The sequence below is a fragment of the Citrobacter sp. TBCP-5362 genome (assembly GCF_005406305.1).
In the GTDB taxonomy this organism is placed as follows: domain Bacteria; phylum Pseudomonadota; class Gammaproteobacteria; order Enterobacterales; family Enterobacteriaceae; genus Citrobacter_B; species Citrobacter_B koseri.
On record NZ_CP040234.1, the window covers coordinates 468834 to 485211 of the forward strand.

Genomic DNA, 16378 nt, shown 5'->3' on the forward strand with positions numbered 1-16378 from the left:
ACAAAAGGCCGGAAAACCGGCCTTTTTCAATTAACGCACGCTTATTTTTCCTGAAGACCGAGTTTCTTCTCCAGATAGTGGATGTTGGTGCCACCGTGCTGGAAGTGCTCGTCGTTCATGATGCGGGTTTGCAGGTCAATGTTGGTTTTGATGCCATCAATGATCAGTTCCTGCAATGCGTTTTTCATACGGGCAATCGCCACGTCACGGTTTTCACCGTAGCAGATCAGCTTGCCGATCATGGAGTCATAGTACGGCGGTACGGTGTAACCCGCGTAGATATGGGACTCCCAGCGTACGCCAAAGCCGCCCGGCGCGTGGAAACGCGTGATTTTACCCGGGCTTGGCAGGAAGGTGTTCGGGTCTTCGGCGTTGATACGGCATTCTACCGCATGGCCTTTCACCACAACTTCTTCCTGCTTGATGGACAGCGGCTGGCCCGCAGCGATACGCAGCTGTTCTTTGATCAGGTCAACGCCGGTGATCATTTCAGTAACCGGGTGTTCTACCTGAATACGGGTGTTCATTTCGATGAAATAGAACTCGCCGTTTTCGAACAGGAACTCAAACGTACCTGCTCCGCGATAGCCGATATCGACACACGCTTTGGAGCAACGCTCGCCGATGTAACGACGCAGTTCCGGGGTAATGCCCGGCGCTGGCGCTTCTTCGACCACTTTCTGGTGACGACGCTGCATGGAGCAGTCACGTTCTGCCAGATAGATAGCGTTACCCTGGCCGTCAGCCAACACCTGAATTTCGATGTGGCGTGGGTTTTCCAGGTATTTTTCCATGTACACCATGTCATTGCTGAAGGCTGCTTTCGCTTCCGCTTTGGTCATGGAAATGGATTGCGCCAGTTCGGCATCGCCGCGCACAACGCGCATGCCGCGACCGCCGCCGCCGCCGGACGCTTTGATAATAACCGGGTAGCCGATGCGTTTTGCAATGGCGCGGTTTTTATCCATATCGTCGCCCAACGGGCCGTCAGAACCCGGTACGCATGGAACGCCAGCCTGCTTCATTGCGCTGATTGCGGACACTTTATCGCCCATCAGGCGGATGGTGTCGGCTTTCGGGCCAATGAAGATAAAGCCGGAGCGTTCAACCTGCTCAGCGAAGTTGGCGTTCTCAGACAAGAAGCCGTAACCCGGATGGATTGCCACCGCGCCGGTGATTTCAGCGGCGCTGATGATAGCCGGGATGTTCAGATAGCTTTTTACGGACGGAGCCGGGCCAATACAGACCGTCTCATCCGCCAGCAATACGTGTTTTAAATCGCGATCCGCGCTTGAGTGCACAGCCACGGTCTTGATACCCAGTTCTTTACAGGCACGAAGAATACGCAGTGCAATCTCGCCACGGTTGGCGATGACAATTTTATCCAGCATGTTCGCCTCGTTATTCGATGACGACCAGCGGCTCGTCAAATTCTACCGGCTGACCACTTTCGACCAGAATTGCTTTCACCACGCCGGATTTATCGGCTTCGATCTGGTTCATCATTTTCATGGCTTCAACGATGCACAGGGTATCGCCCGCGTTAACTTTCTGACCGACTTCGACGAATGCTTTCGCATCCGGGCTCGGGGTGCGGTAGAAAGTACCAACCATTGGGGAACGTACGATGTGACCACTGATTTCCGCTGATGCAGCAGGCGCTTCCATTGCTGGAACAGCCGCCGGAGCGACAGCGTTAGACAGAGCTGGCTGCTGCATTGGCGCAGCATAAGCTTGTTGCATCACTGGAAAACCTGCGTTTGGCGCGGTGCGGCTGATGCGCACAGACTCTTCGCCTTCAGAAATTTCCAGTTCGGAGATGCCTGATTCTTCAACCAGCTCGATCAGTTTTTTAATCTTACGAATATCCATGAGTGGGTTCCGTACTCTTTGTTTAGTGTGATTGTGACAGGCGTTTTACCGCCGTCTGTAAAGCGTATGAGTAACCGTCAGCGCCGAATCCGCAAATGACGCCAGCCGCAATATCGGAAAGATACGAATGCTGGCGAAACGGTTCCCGCGCATGTACGTTGCTCAGGTGAATCTCGATAAACGGGATGCTCACCGCGAGCAGCGCATCGCGAATCGCAACACTGGTGTGCGTAAACGCGGCCGGATTAATCAGGATATAGTCCACAGTGTCTTTAGCCTGATGAATACGGTCGATGAGTGCGTACTCCGCGTTAGACTGCAAATGATCCAGCGTCACATTCAGCGCGTCGGCCTCTGCATTCAAACGGTTAACAATTTCCGTTAATGTCAGGGTGCCGTACTTATCGGGTTCACGGGTGCCGAGCATATTAAGGTTCGGACCGTTTAAAAGCAAAATGTGTAATTTGTCGGCCATCGTGCAGCTATCTCCTGCGATTCTCCGGTAAAAAACAAAATATACCTTTGATGCGCGATTGTCACCCTTTCAGCGGCTTAAAAACCCTGTCCGGGAAACCAAGGTCGCACATTATAACGATTTCGTAGCATTTGGCAGCTAAATACTGGTCTTATCAGGGAAGATTATCAACTGCTAACACGCAAAGACCCAAGGCGAGTCCTGGTTTTGCAACAAACCGCACATAACGGAGACGTTACAGCATTTTGCCCGCAAACGACCGCCACCACTGGCGAAATGTCTTGTAGCGCCAGGCTAAAAGCGCCAGCGCCAGCAGGACATAAATGACTGGCTGCGGCGATAAAATTTTTACCGACCACAGATAATGAATGGGAGCCAGAATCGCGACAAGATAAACGAAGTTATGCAAACGTTGCCAGCGTTTCCCCAGTTTTCGTTGCGCCGCCTGCGTGGAGGTCAACGTAAGGGCGAATAAAATGAACCAACTGATAATGCCCAACGTTAAATAAGGACGAGTGATTAACTCCTGGCCCAGCAGCGCCAGATTATTTATGCCCAGTTCAAGTAGCGCATAGCTGGTTAAATGCAGCGTGGCCCAGGCGAAGCACCATAACCCTAACAAGCGGCGGGTGCGGATCAATAATGGCTGTTTAGCGTAGCGCGCCAGCGGTGAAACCAGCAAGGTGGCGAGCAAGAACTTCAGCGCTGTCCTACCGGTAAAGTGTTGAATATCTTTGACCGGATCGGCGCTGAGCCCTCCCTGGTTCACCGCCCAGACGAGCCAGAGAAACGGTAATAATCCGGCAAGATGCAGCAGTACTTTTAGCCAGACGATCTGTTTTTGTGTCAGACGCACTTAGAAATTCTCCCGCAGATCCAGACCGCGATATAAAGACGCCACTTCACTGGCATAGCCGTTAAACAGCAGCGTCGGCTGTCTTTGTACATCCAGAATGCCGCCCGCGCCAATAAAACGCTCGGTCGCCTGTGACCAGCGCGGATGATCAACGTGCGGATTCACGTTGGCGTAAAATCCGTATTCGTTTGGCGCGGCCAGATTCCAGGTGGTCGGCGGGCGTTCGCGGGTCAGTTTAATACTGACGATCGACTTAATCCCCTTGAACCCGTATTTCCACGGCACCGTCAGACGGATGGGCGCGCCATTTTGCGGCGGCAGCGCTTTACCATAGACGCCGACAGTCAGCAGCGTGAGCGGGTGCATTGCCTCGTCCAGACGCAATCCTTCGACGTAAGGGTATTTTAGCCCGCCGCCGATAAAGCGGTCTTTTTGTCCCGGCATATCATCGGGCGCGTAGATCGTTTCGAACGCCACATAGTTGGCATTGCTGGTGGGTTCGACCAGTGCGAGCAGTTTATGTAAGGGGAAGCCAATCCAGGGAACCACCATCGACCATGCCTCAACGCAGCGCATACGATAGATTCGCTCTTCCAGCGGGAAACGCGTCGTGAGCGCATCGTGATCGAGCGTTAGGGGTTTCGCCACTTCGCCGCTAATTTTCAACGTCCAGGGATCGGTTTTCAGACTACCCGCGTTGGCGGCCGGGTCTGCTTTATCGAGGCCGAATTCATAGAAATTATTATAACCGGTGACTTTGTTTTCCGGCGTTAACGGGAGGTCGTTTTGCCAGGCGGCGGGTTTGCTGAAATCAAGCGGCTTACCGGCAGGCGCAGGGGGACGATCGTTGCCTTTAAACCAGCTCAGCAGGTCGGCCTGGGCGGTGGCGGGCAGAGAAAGGGCGGCCGCGCTGATACCTAAAGCTTTCAGTACCTGGCGGCGCTGCAACATAAAAACGGACTCCGCGGTTACGTCGGCTTCCGTCAGTTTTTTCATTTTCATAGCATCCTCCGTCATGCGTTTTTTTAAGCATGACGGAGGCGAAACGTTAACGCGAATATGTCACGAAAATTTGAAGATTAGGCAATCTTCACCAGCGTACGGCCCTGCGCCTGGTTATTGATGATGGCATCGGCGAATTTCGGCGCGTCTGCCAGCGTGATTTCTGTTGCAGCCTGCGCATAGAAAGAGGCTGGCAGGTCGTTGACCAGGCGTTTCCAGGCTTCTGCGCGGCGGGCGGGCGGGGTCATCACGGAATCCACGCCCTGCAAGCGGACATTACGCAGAATAAACGGCATGACCGTGGTGGGGAGTGCGAAACCGCCCGCCAGACCACAGGCCGCAACGCAGCCGCCGTAGTTCATCTGCGCCAGCACTTTCGCCAGCACTTTATCGCCAACGGTGTCGATGGCACCGGCCCAGAGTTGTTTTTCCAGCGGGCGGGATTCGGCAAACTCATCGCGCCCCAGAATGCGGTTGGCGCCCAGGCTACGCAGGTAGTCGTGGGTGCTTTCGCGTCCTGACACGGCCACAACCTGGTAGCCCAGCTTATGCAGCAACGCAACGGCAGTGCTGCCCACGCCGCCGCTGGCGCCGGTCACGACAATCTCGCCATCTTCAGGACGAATGCCCGCGTCTTCCAGCGCCATCACGCACAGCATGGCGGTAAAACCGGCGGTGCCGATAATCATCGCATTTCGGCTATCAAGACCTTTCGGGAGAGCAACCAGCCAGTCGCCTTTTACGCGGGCGCGCTCAGCCAGACCGCCCCAGTGGTTTTCGCCCACGCCCCAGCCGGTCAGTAAAACCTCCTGACCGGCATGGAAGCGGGGATCTTCACTGGCGCGTACGGTTCCGGCGAAATCGATGCCAGGAATCATCGGAAAGTTACGGATGATTTTCCCTTTCCCGGTGATGGCCAGAGCATCTTTATAGTTCAGGCTGGACCAGTGGACATCTACCGTTACATCCCCTTCCGGTAGCCGACTTTCTTCAAGGGTCTGAACGGAAGCAAGGGTTTTACCGTCCTGCTGTTCTAAGATCAAAGCCTGCATAACCTGTCCTCAATTTGCATAGTGGATTGGAAAAATATTTATGAAGACTATACTCGCTAATCAAAACGTGATGCCGATTCAACGCAATAAATTGCCAGATAGACCTGATTTGGTAGTATGCCCGCTTAGCTGTGCAATTTAACGGACTTCGCGTTCAGAGTTGCTCTTTCATGTCGTTTATAACTGTCGGAGTTAACACACGGATGCGATTAACGACGAAATTCTCAGCCTTTGTCACGCTGCTTACCGGGTTAACGATTTTCGTTACGCTCATCGGCTGCTCGCTGAGTTTTTACAATGCCATCGAGAATAAATTCACCAGCCGCATTCAGGCGGTCGCCACCGCTATTGACACGCATCTTGTCTCCTCTGATTTTGTCACGCTAACGCCGCAGATTAATGAACTGATGGTATCGGTCGATATCGTGCGCGTCGATTTGTTGCAGGATGGCCGCCAGGTGTATAGCCATTCGCGCAACAGCAGCTATCGGCCGGCGGGAAGCAACAACCTGTATCGTGAGCTGACGATCCCGCTGGTAAAACATCCCGGCACCTCGCTGCATGTGGTGTTTCAGGACCCGATGGGCAACTATTTTCACTCGCTCGTGACCACCGCGCCGCTCACGCTGGCGATCGGCTTTATCGTTCTCATCTTGTTCTTATCGGTACGCTGGCTACAGCGCCAGCTGTCCGGGCAGGAGCTGCTGGAAATTCGTGCAACGCGTATTCTGAACGGCGAGCGCGGGCCGAATGCGCGAGGGTCGGTCTATGAATGGCCCGCGCGTACCAGCAGCGCGTTGGATATGCTGCTGTCTGAAATTCAGTTTGCCAGCGAACAGCGCAGCCGTCTGGATACGCTTATCCGTTCTTATGCGGCGCAGGATGTCAAAACCGGGCTGGGCAATCGCCTGTTTTTTGATAACCAACTGGCGACGCTGCTGGAAGATCAGGAAAAAGTGGGATCGCATGGCGTGGTGATGATGATCCGTCTGCCAGACTTTAACCTGCTTCACGACAGCTGGGGGCGCGATCTCGCGGAAGAACAGCTGTTTGCGCTGATTAATCTGCTGTCGACATTTATTATGCGCTACCCGGGTTCGCTGCTGGCGCGCTACCACCGCAGCGACTTTGCCGTCCTGTTGCCGCACCGCACATTGAAAGAAGCGGAGAGCATCGCCGGGCAGTTATTAAAAGCGGTAGATGCATTACCGGTTAATAAAAAGCTCGATCGTGACGATATGGTACATATCGGCATTTGCGCATGGCGTAGCGGTCAGTCAACGGAGCAGGTGATGGAACATGCCGAAGCCGCGACCCGAAATGCCGTGTTGCAGGGAGGGAACAGCTGGGCGGTGTATGACGATTCGCTGCCGGAAAAAGGCCGAGGCAACGTACGCTGGCGCACCCTTATTGAGCAGATGCTCAGCCGGGGCGGGCCGCGGATTTATCAGAAACCGGCGGTAATGCGTGAAGGACGCGTACACCACCGGGAGCTGATGTGCCGTATCTTTGACGGCGCCGAAGAGGTGATTTCGGCGGAATACATGCCGATGGTATTGCAGTTCGGTTTATCGGAAGAGTATGACCGCTTACAAATTAGCCGTTTGATCCCGCTGCTGAAATACTGGCCGGAGGAAAATCTGGCGATGCAGGTAACGGTAGAATCGTTGATCCGCCCACGGTTTCAGCGCTGGCTGCGTGATACGTTGATGCAGTGCGAAAAATCGCAGCGAAAACGTATTATTTTTGAACTTGCCGAGGCAGATGTTTGTCAACACATCAGTCGGTTACAGCCTGTTATTCGTTTAATGAATGCGCTTGGCGTTCGGATCGCGGTGACACAGGCGGGTTTGACGCTGGTGAGTACCAGCTGGATTAAAGAACTTAATGTGGAATTACTGAAACTTCATCCGAGTCTGGTAAGAAACATTGAGAAACGAACGGAAAACCAGTTGCTGGTACAGAGCCTGGTGGAAGCCTGCACGGGAACGCATACGCAGGTTTACGCGACAGGCGTCCGTTCGCGTAGCGAGTGGCATACGCTGACGGGGCGCGGAGTGGCGGGCGGACAGGGGGATTTTTTTGCCTCCTCCCAACCACTTGACACCAACGTGAAAAAATATTCGCAAAGATACTCGGTTTAACCTGCCGTTTAATTTGTTTTCACGTAGAATAACGCGCGCTGTGCCTCATGGGGGTGTGCTTGTCTGCTCGCCAGATTGTTGCAGCAAATATGCAGGTAAACGACCTTTTACAGGTTGCAAATGAAGGCCAGGATTGCTGCTGATGTATTCAGTTCTGATGGACCCAGACAGAGATTTGTAACAAAGGAAACGTACTGCGCTAATTTTCACCGTAGCAGATGATTTTTGCGCCTTGTCGCTGCTGCGTGTGGTTGGTAAAGTAAGCGGATTTTGTTTTCCGCCCCAGCTTTCAGGATTATCCCTTAGTATGTTGAAAAAATTTCGTGGCATGTTTTCCAATGACCTGTCCATTGACCTGGGTACTGCGAATACCCTCATTTACGTAAAAGGACAAGGCATCGTATTGAATGAGCCTTCCGTTGTGGCCATTCGTCAGGATCGTGCCGGTTCACCGAAAAGCGTGGCCGCAGTAGGTCATGATGCGAAGCAGATGCTGGGTCGTACGCCGGGCAATATCGCTGCTATTCGCCCGATGAAAGACGGCGTTATCGCTGACTTCTTCGTGACTGAAAAAATGCTCCAGCACTTCATCAAACAAGTGCACAGCAACAGCTTTATGCGTCCAAGCCCTCGTGTGCTGGTGTGTGTACCGGTAGGAGCGACCCAGGTAGAGCGTCGTGCGATTCGTGAATCCGCACAGGGCGCTGGCGCTCGTGAAGTGTTCCTGATCGAAGAACCGATGGCTGCGGCAATCGGCGCCGGTCTGCCGGTGTCTGAAGCAACCGGTTCAATGGTTGTCGATATCGGTGGCGGTACGACGGAAGTGGCCGTTATCTCTCTGAACGGCGTGGTTTACTCTTCTTCCGTGCGTATTGGCGGCGACCGCTTCGACGAAGCGATCATCAATTATGTGCGCCGTAACTACGGTTCTCTGATCGGCGAAGCGACCGCAGAGCGTATCAAACACGAAATCGGTTCTGCGTATCCGGGTGACGAAGTGCGTGAAATCGAAGTTCGCGGACGTAACCTGGCGGAAGGCGTTCCACGCGGCTTTACCCTGAACTCCAACGAGATTCTGGAAGCGTTGCAGGAGCCGCTGACCGGTATCGTGAGCGCGGTGATGGTTGCGCTGGAACAGTGCCCGCCGGAACTGGCGTCTGATATCTCCGAGCGCGGTATGGTGCTCACGGGCGGCGGCGCGCTGCTGCGTAACCTTGATCGTCTGTTAATGGAAGAAACCGGCATTCCTGTCGTTGTTGCTGAAGATCCACTGACCTGCGTGGCGCGCGGCGGCGGCAAGGCGCTGGAAATGATCGATATGCACGGCGGCGACCTGTTCAGCGAAGAGTAATCGGATACCGGCAGGGTGATGGTTTGATTACCCTGCCGACTCTGATACGAGAATACGCAAACTTATGAAGCCAATTTTTAGCCGTGGCCCGTCGCTACAGATTCGCCTTATTCTGGCGGTGCTGGTGGCGCTCGGCGTGATTATAGCCGACAGCCGCCTGGGGACGTTCAGCCAAATCCGCACGTACATGGATACCGCCGTCAGCCCTTTCTACTTTATTTCCAATGGTCCCCGTGAATTACTCGACGGCGTGTCGCAAACGCTGGCTTCGCGTGACCAACTCGAACTTGAAAACCGGGCGCTGCGCCAGGAACTGTTGCTGAAAAACAGCGAATTGCTGATGCTGGGGCAATACAAACAGGAGAACGCGCGTTTGCGCGAGCTGCTGGGTTCGCCGCTGCGTCAGGACGAACAAAAAATGGTGACTCAGGTCATCTCCACGGTTAACGATCCTTACAGCGATCAGGTGGTGATCGACAAAGGAAGCGTGAACGGGGTCTATGAGGGGCAACCGGTCATCAGCGACAAAGGCGTAGTGGGCCAGGTCGTTGCGGTGGCGAAACTGACCAGCCGCGTTCTGCTTATTTGCGATGCGACACATGCGTTGCCGATTCAGGTGCTGCGTAACGATATCCGCGTCATTGCCGCCGGTAACGGCTGCACGGACGATTTACAGCTTGAGCATTTACCGGCAAACACCGACATTCGCGTTGGCGATGTGCTGGTAACGTCGGGTCTGGGCGGCCGTTTCCCGGAAGGGTATCCGGTGGGCGTGGTTTCGTCCGTCAAGCTGGACACCCAACGTGCTTACACCGTGATTCAGGCGCGTCCGACTGCGGGTTTACAGCGTTTGCGTTATCTGCTGCTGCTGTGGGGAGCCGATCGCAACGGCGCTAATCCGATGACGCCGGAAGATGTGCATCGCGTCGCTAACGAACGACTGATGCAGATGATGCCGCAGGTTCTGCCTTCGCCAGATGCGATGGGGCCGCCAGCGCCAATGCCGGACCCTGCCACGGGGATTAGCCCGGCGCCTGCCGCGCCTCAACAACCGTCGGCTACGCGCGCAACGGGGGGGCAATAGTGGCAAGTTATCGTAGCCAGGGTCGCTGGGTTATCTGGCTCTCGTTTCTTATTGCGCTATTGCTGCAAATCATGCCCTGGCCGGATGACATCATCGTTTTCCGGCCAAACTGGGTGCTCCTTATCTTGCTGTACTGGATACTTGCACTGCCGCACCGCGTAAATGTGGGTACAGGTTTTGTGATGGGTGCCATACTGGATCTGATCAGCGGCTCCACGCTTGGCGTGCGGGCCTTGTCGATGAGTATCATTGCTTATCTGGTTGCACTGAAATTCCAGCTATTCCGTAACCTGGCGCTCTGGCAACAGGCGCTGGTGGTGATATTGCTCTCACTGGTCGTGGACATTATTGTTTTCTGGGCCGAGTTTTTAGTGATCAACGTCTCTTTCAGACCGGAAGTATTCTGGAGTAGTGTAGTAAACGGTGTGCTCTGGCCCTGGCTTTTCCTGCTGATGCGCAAAGTGCGCCAGCAGTTTGCTGTGCAGTAAAGGTTTCTATGACTGACGTTTATCTTGCTTCCGGTTCACCTCGCCGCCAGGAGCTGCTTGCGCAGCTGGGCGTCTCTTTTGTACGTATCGTTACGGGAATTGAAGAAACGCGTGGCGAAGGCGAAAGCGCGCAACAGTATGTCTCCCGTTTGGCGCGGGAAAAGGCGCAGGCAGGCGTGGCGCAAACGGCGCGCGACTTGCCGGTGCTGGGCGCCGATACTATCGTGATTCTTAACGGTGAAGTGCTGGAGAAACCGCGCGATGCAGAACACGCGGCGCATATGCTGCGCAAACTGTCGGGGCAGACGCATCAGGTGATGACGGCCGTCGCGCTGGCGGACAGCCAGTACGTGCTGGATTGTCTGGTGGTGACGGAGGTGACGTTCAGGGCACTGAGTGATGAGGACATCGCGGGCTATGTCGCCAGCGGTGAGCCTATGGATAAAGCTGGAGCATACGGTATTCAGGGGCAGGGTGGCTGTTTTGTCAGGAAGATAAACGGCAGCTATCACGCCGTGGTCGGCTTACCGCTGGTTGAAACGTATGAGTTGCTGAGCAATTTTAACGCACTGCGTGAGAAAAGGGATAAACATGACGGCTGAATTGTTGGTAAACGTAACGCCATCGGAAACACGCGTGGCGTACATTGATGGCGGTATTCTTCAGGAAATTCATATTGAGCGTGAAGCGCGACGAGGCATCGTAGGCAATATCTACAAAGGCCGTGTAAGCCGTGTACTTCCGGGTATGCAGGCGGCTTTTGTAGATATTGGACTGGAGAAAGCTGCGTTTCTTCATGCTTCAGACATTATGCCGCATACCGAATGCGTGGCGGGTGAAGAGCAAAAGAACTTCACCGTACGCGACATCTCTGAGCTGGTGCGTCAGGGGCAGGATCTGATGGTGCAGGTGGTAAAAGATCCGCTTGGCACCAAAGGCGCGCGCCTGACGACGGACATCACGCTGCCTTCCCGCTACCTCGTCTTTATGCCCGGCGCGTCGCACGTTGGCGTTTCTCAGCGTATTGAAAGCGAAACCGAACGTGAACGCCTGAAGAAGGTGGTGGCGGAGTATTGCGACGAGCAGGGCGGATTTATCATCCGTACGGCGGCGGAAGGGGTGTGCGAAGAGGATCTGGCGTCGGACGCCGCTTACCTCAAACGCGTCTGGACGAAAGTCATGGAGCGTAAAAAGCGGCCGCAAACGCGCTATCAGATGTACGGCGAACTGGCGCTGGCGCAGCGCGTACTGCGTGATTTTGCCGATGCCGAGCTGGACAGAATCCGCGTGGATTCGCGTCTGACGTACGAGGCATTGCTGGAATTTACTGCGGAATATATCCCTGAGATGACCAGCAAGCTCGAACACTACAGCGGTCATCAGCCGATTTTCGATCTCTTTGATGTTGAAAATGAGATTCAGCGCGCGCTGGAACGCAAGGTGGAACTGAAATCCGGCGGTTATCTGATTATCGATCAAACCGAAGCCATGACCACCGTTGATATCAATACCGGGGCGTTTGTCGGGCACCGTAATCTCGATGACACGATCTTCAATACCAATATTGAGGCGACGCAGGCGATTGCGCGGCAGCTGCGTCTGCGCAATCTGGGCGGTATCATCATCATCGATTTTATCGACATGAATAATGAAGATCATCGCCGTCGGGTACTGCATTCTCTGGAGCAGGCGCTGAGCAAAGATCGCGTGAAAACCAGCATCAACGGCTTTTCGCAACTGGGTCTGGTAGAGATGACCCGCAAGCGTACCCGCGAAAGCGTGGAACATGTGCTATGCAATGAATGTCCAACGTGTCATGGACGCGGTACGGTGAAAACGGTGGAAACCGTCTGCTATGAAATTATGCGTGAAATCGTGCGTGTGCATCATGCCTACGACTCCGATCGTTTCCTCGTTTATGCCTCTCCGGCGGTGGCGGAAACGTTAAAAGGCGAAGAGTCGCACGCGCTGGCAGAGGTGGAAATTTTTGTCGGCAAGCAAGTTAAAGTCCAGATTGAACCGCTCTATAACCAGGAGCAATTTGACGTCGTAATGATGTAAAAGACCGCCGTTTCCAGGCCGGATAACGGGTTTGTGAGTCACATTTTTGGCAGACAAGGAGAGACGCGTGAGGCGATTGCCGGGGATATTACTGCTCACTGGAGCCGCGCTCGTCGTCGTCGTTGCGCTGCTGATCAGTGGATTGCGCCTTGCGCTCCCCCATCTGGATAGCTGGCGTCCGGCGATCCTCAGCAAAATTGAATCTGCCACGGGTATTCCTGTTGCCGCTAGCCAGTTGCATGCGAACTGGCAAACCTTTGGCCCCACGCTTGAAGCCCGGGACATCCATGCCAGTTTGAAAGATGGCGGCGAGCTTTCAGTAAAGCGCGTCACGCTGGCGCTGGATGTCTGGCAAAGCCTGTTGCATATGCGCTGGCAGTTTCGCGATCTCACCTTCTGGCAACTGCACATCCGCACCAATACGCCGATCCAACGCAGCGACAGCGACGAAGGCATTGAAACCAACCGTATTAGCGATCTTTTCCTGCGTCAGTTTGATCACTTCGATCTCCGGGACAGCCAAATTAGCTTTCTGACCTTATCAGGCCAGCGAGCCGAACTGGCGATCCCGCAGCTTACCTGGTTGAACGGCAAAGACAGGCACCGCGCGGAAGGTCAGGTCAGCCTCTCCAGCCTGACCGGGCAGCATGGCGTGATGCAGGTTCGTATGGATCTGCGTGATGACGACGGGCTACTGAACAACGGTCGGGTCTGGCTACAGGCCGACGATATTGACGTGAAGCCGTGGCTGGGCAAATGGATGCAGGATAACGTGGCGCTGCAAACCGCACGCTTTAGCCTGGAAGGCTGGATGACGCTCACGAAAGGCGAAGTCTCCAGCGGCGATATCTGGCTTAAGCAGGGCGGCGCGAGCTGGCAGGGCGATAATCATTCGCACACGCTTTCCGTTGATAACCTGACCGCGCACATTACGCGTGAACAGCCGGGCTGGCAGTTTTATATTCCTGACACGCGTATCACGCTGGATAGCAAACCCTGGCCGCGCGGCGCGTTAACGCTGGCCTGGGTGCCGGAACAAGAAGTTGGCGGTCAGAACAACATACGCAGCGATGAATTGCGTATTCGCGCCAGCAACCTTGAACTGGCCGATATGGACGGACTGCGTCCGGTGGCTGCGAAACTCTCGCCTGCGCTGGGCGACATCTGGCAGGCCACACAGCCACGTGGAAAAATAGACACTCTCGCGCTGGATATCCCGCTACAGGCGACGGAGAAAACGCGCTTCCAGGCGTCGTGGGATAACCTTGCCTGGAAGCAGTGGAAGCTCTTACCGGGCGCGGAACACTTCTCCGGCACCTTGTCCGGCAGCGTGGAAAACGGCGCGCTGACCGCCTCGATGCAGCAGGCCGAAATGCCGTATGAAACCGTCTTTCGCGCACCTCTGGAAATTGAAAACGGCGTGGCGACGCTCACCTGGCTGAAGAATGACAAAGGGTTTCAGTTGGACGGGCGCAACATCGACGTGAAAGCGAAAGCCGTACATGCGCGCGGCGGTTTTCGTTATCTGCAACCCGCCGGAGAGGAACCCTGGCTGGGGATTCTGGCGGGGATCAGCACCGATGACGGTTCACAGGCCTGGCGTTATTTCCCGGAAAACCTGATGGGCAAAGAGCTGGTTGATTACCTTAGCGGCGCGATTCAGGGCGGCGAAGCGGATAACGCCACGCTGGTGTATGGCGGCAATCCACATCTTTTCCCCTACAAACATAATGAAGGTCAGTTTGAAGTGCTGGTGCCGCTGCGTAACGCGAAGTTTGCTTTCCAGCCTGACTGGCCCGCGCTGACCGACCTCAACATTGAGCTGGACTTCCTGAACGACGGCCTGTGGATGAAGGCGGATAGCGTCAATCTGGGCGGTGTTAAGGCCAGCAATCTGACCGCGATCATCCCGGACTATGCCAAAGAAAAGCTGCTGATTGATGCCGATATCAATGGGCCGGGTAAAGCGGTCGGCCCGTATTTTGACGACACGCCGCTGAAAGATTCTCTCGGCGCCACGCTGGAGCAACTCCAGATTGACGGCGATGTGAATGCTCGCTTACATCTTGATATTCCGCTGGATGGCGAGCTGGTCACCGCCAAAGGGGACGTCTTGCTGCGTAATAATAGTTTGTTCATTAAGCCGCTCGACAGCACGCTGAAGAACCTGAGCGGTAAGTTCAGCTTCAACAACGGCAATCTCAAGAGCGAACCGTTAACGGCAAACTGGTTTAATCAGCCGTTGAACGTGGATTTCTCCACCAATGAAGGGGAAAAGGCCTATCAGGTCGACGTCAACCTTAACGGCAACTGGCAGCCGGGCCGTATGGGCGTGCTACCTGCGCAGGTGAACGATGCTATAAGCGGCGGTATGGCGTGGAACGGTAAAGTGGGCATTGCGCTTCCTTATCACTCTGGTGCGACATACAACGTAGAACTGAAAGGCGACCTGAAGAATGTGAGCAGTCACTTACCGTCACCGCTCGACAAGCAGGCCGGGGAATCCTTGCCGGTGAGCATTAAGGCTGACGGTAACTTGCGTGGCTTCGCGCTGACCGGCAGCGCCGGGAAGAATAATCACTTTAACAGCCGCTGGCTGCTGAATCAGAAACTGACGCTGGATCGGGCAATCTGGACAACGGATAGCCGCACCACGCCGACATTGCCTGACCGACAAGGCGTTGAGCTTAATCTTCCGGCAATGGATGGCGCAGAGTGGCTGGCGCTGTTCCAGAAAGGCGCGGCGGATAACGTTGGCGCAAAGACCAGTTTGCCGCAGCGCGTGACGCTACGAACGCCTTCGCTGTCGCTGGGCGGGCAACAGTGGAATAACCTGAGCATTGTCTCTGAGCCGTCGCTGAATGGTCAGAAGGTCGAAGCGCAGGGGCGCGAGGTTAATGCCACGCTGGCGATACGCAATAATGCTCCGTGGCAGGCGAACATCAAATACCTGTATTACAACCCGAGCGCGGCGAAGCGTACAGACGGCGCGCAGGCGACCTCGCCATTCTCCTCCCTTGAGCGAGTCAGTTTCCGTGGCTGGCCTGATGTGCAGTTGCGCTGCGTCGAATGCTGGCTGTGGGGGCAAAAATATGGGCGTATTGACGGCGACGTCGCGATTCAGGGAAATACGCTGACCCTGAGTAACGGGCTGCTGGATACGGGCTTCTCCCGGCTGACGGCTGAGGGTGTCTGGGTGAACACGCCGGGTAGCGAGCGCACGTCGCTGAAGGGGAAACTGCGCGGCCATAAAATTGATGCCGCAGCGGGATTCTTTGGCGTTTCGACCCCCATCCGCAACGCCTCGTTTAACGTGGACTATGACTTACACTGGCGTAACCTGCCCTGGCAGCCGGATGAGGCTTCCCTTAATGGTATTTTACGTACCCGCCTGGGGAAAGGTGAAATTACCGAGCTGAGCACCGGTCATGCGGGGCAGCTTCTGCGTCTGCTGAGCTTTGACGCACTGCTGCGTAAGCTGCGTTTTGATTTTAGCGATACGTTCAGCGACGGTTTCTACTTTGACTCTATTCGCAGTACGGCGTGGATCAAAGACGGCGTGATGCACACTGACGATACGCTGGTGGATGGGCTGGAGGCCGACATCGCCATGAAAGGTTCTGTCAATCTGGTGCGTCGGGAACTCGATATTGAAGCCGTCGTCGCACCGGAAATCTCCGCCACGGTAGGGGTTGCCGCCGCGTTTGCGGTGAACCCGATTGTCGGGGCGGCGGTATTTGCCGCGAGTAAAGTGTTGGGGCCGTTGTGGAGCAAAGTCTCCATTCTGCGCTATCGCATCACGGGCCCGGTAGACAAACCGCAGATTAACGAAGTCCTGCGCCAGCCGCGTAAAGAAAGCCAGCAATGATTTGACGGGGGCGAGTAATTGCCCCAATCTCAGTAAATAGAAATGAATGACGAACTGCAAAAGCCGGATGGCGCTGCGCTTATCCGGCCTACATAACTTCTACCGCAGTCCGGTATTGAAGCGCC

Annotated in this window: 13 protein-coding genes; 7 read left to right on the forward strand and 6 right to left on the reverse strand. The window is 55.1% G+C overall.

Features of this window, described 5'->3' with window-relative positions; genetic code table 11:
• Positions 1-41: 41 nt before the first annotated feature.
• The 6 genes from accC to FD428_RS02310 all read right to left on the reverse strand — a co-directional run bounded on the left by accC (position 42) and on the right by FD428_RS02310 (position 5257).
• Complete coding sequence (gene accC, locus FD428_RS02285) at positions 42-1391, reverse strand: acetyl-CoA carboxylase biotin carboxylase subunit (RefSeq protein WP_012135392.1); 1350 nt, start codon at positions 1389-1391, stop codon at positions 42-44.
• A gap of 10 nt (positions 1392-1401) precedes the next feature.
• The gene (gene accB / locus FD428_RS02290; protein WP_012135391.1) at positions 1402-1872 is read right to left on the reverse strand and encodes an acetyl-CoA carboxylase biotin carboxyl carrier protein; all 471 of its coding nucleotides are present in this window, start codon (positions 1870-1872) and stop codon (positions 1402-1404) included.
• A gap of 22 nt (positions 1873-1894) precedes the next feature.
• Positions 1895-2347 carry a type II 3-dehydroquinate dehydratase gene (aroQ, locus tag FD428_RS02295; protein ID WP_012135390.1) on the reverse strand — a complete coding sequence of 151 codons (453 nt, stop codon included), beginning with the start codon at positions 2345-2347 and terminating at the stop codon, positions 1895-1897.
• Between the two features lie 235 nt (positions 2348-2582).
• Complete coding sequence (msrQ, locus tag FD428_RS02300) at positions 2583-3203, reverse strand: protein-methionine-sulfoxide reductase heme-binding subunit MsrQ (RefSeq protein ID WP_071257696.1); 621 nt, start codon at positions 3201-3203, stop codon at positions 2583-2585.
• Positions 3204-4205: a protein-methionine-sulfoxide reductase catalytic subunit MsrP gene (msrP, locus tag FD428_RS02305; protein ID WP_024130995.1), complete on the reverse strand. Its 1002-nt coding sequence runs from the start codon at positions 4203-4205 to the stop codon at positions 3204-3206.
• A gap of 77 nt (positions 4206-4282) precedes the next feature.
• Positions 4283-5257: an MDR family oxidoreductase gene (locus tag FD428_RS02310; RefSeq protein ID WP_047460914.1), complete on the reverse strand. Its 975-nt coding sequence runs from the start codon at positions 5255-5257 to the stop codon at positions 4283-4285.
• A 203-nt stretch (positions 5258-5460) separates the two neighbouring features.
• Between FD428_RS02310 and csrD the strand changes: the two genes are divergently transcribed.
• The 7 genes from csrD to yhdP all read left to right on the forward strand — a co-directional run bounded on the left by csrD (position 5461) and on the right by yhdP (position 16253).
• Complete coding sequence (gene csrD, locus FD428_RS02315) at positions 5461-7401, forward strand: RNase E specificity factor CsrD (protein ID WP_047460917.1); 1941 nt, start codon at positions 5461-5463, stop codon at positions 7399-7401.
• A 307-nt stretch (positions 7402-7708) separates the two neighbouring features.
• Positions 7709-8752 (forward strand): rod shape-determining protein MreB, encoded by a 1044-nt coding sequence (gene mreB, locus FD428_RS02320; protein WP_000913396.1) that lies wholly within the window; start codon positions 7709-7711, stop codon positions 8750-8752.
• A gap of 64 nt (positions 8753-8816) precedes the next feature.
• Positions 8817-9836, forward strand: a complete 1020-nt coding sequence (mreC, locus tag FD428_RS02325) for a rod shape-determining protein MreC (RefSeq protein WP_012135384.1) — start codon at positions 8817-8819, stop codon at positions 9834-9836.
• On the forward strand, positions 9836-10324 hold the full coding sequence (gene mreD, locus FD428_RS02330) for a rod shape-determining protein MreD (protein WP_012135383.1): 489 nt from the start codon (positions 9836-9838) through the stop codon (positions 10322-10324). The genes mreC and mreD overlap by 1 nt, the downstream gene beginning before the upstream one ends.
• Positions 10325-10332: 8 nt before the next feature.
• The gene (locus FD428_RS02335; RefSeq protein ID WP_114848379.1) at positions 10333-10926 is read left to right on the forward strand and encodes a nucleoside triphosphate pyrophosphatase; all 594 of its coding nucleotides are present in this window, start codon (positions 10333-10335) and stop codon (positions 10924-10926) included.
• Positions 10916-12385 (forward strand): ribonuclease G, encoded by a 1470-nt coding sequence (gene rng / locus FD428_RS02340; protein WP_012135381.1) that lies wholly within the window; start codon positions 10916-10918, stop codon positions 12383-12385. Before FD428_RS02335 ends, rng begins: the two co-directional genes overlap by 11 nt.
• Before the next feature lie 67 nt (positions 12386-12452).
• Entirely contained in the window at positions 12453-16253 is a 3801-nt protein-coding gene (yhdP, locus tag FD428_RS02345; protein ID WP_114848378.1) for an AsmA2 domain-containing protein YhdP, read from the forward strand.
• Positions 16254-16378: the final 125 nt, after the last annotated feature.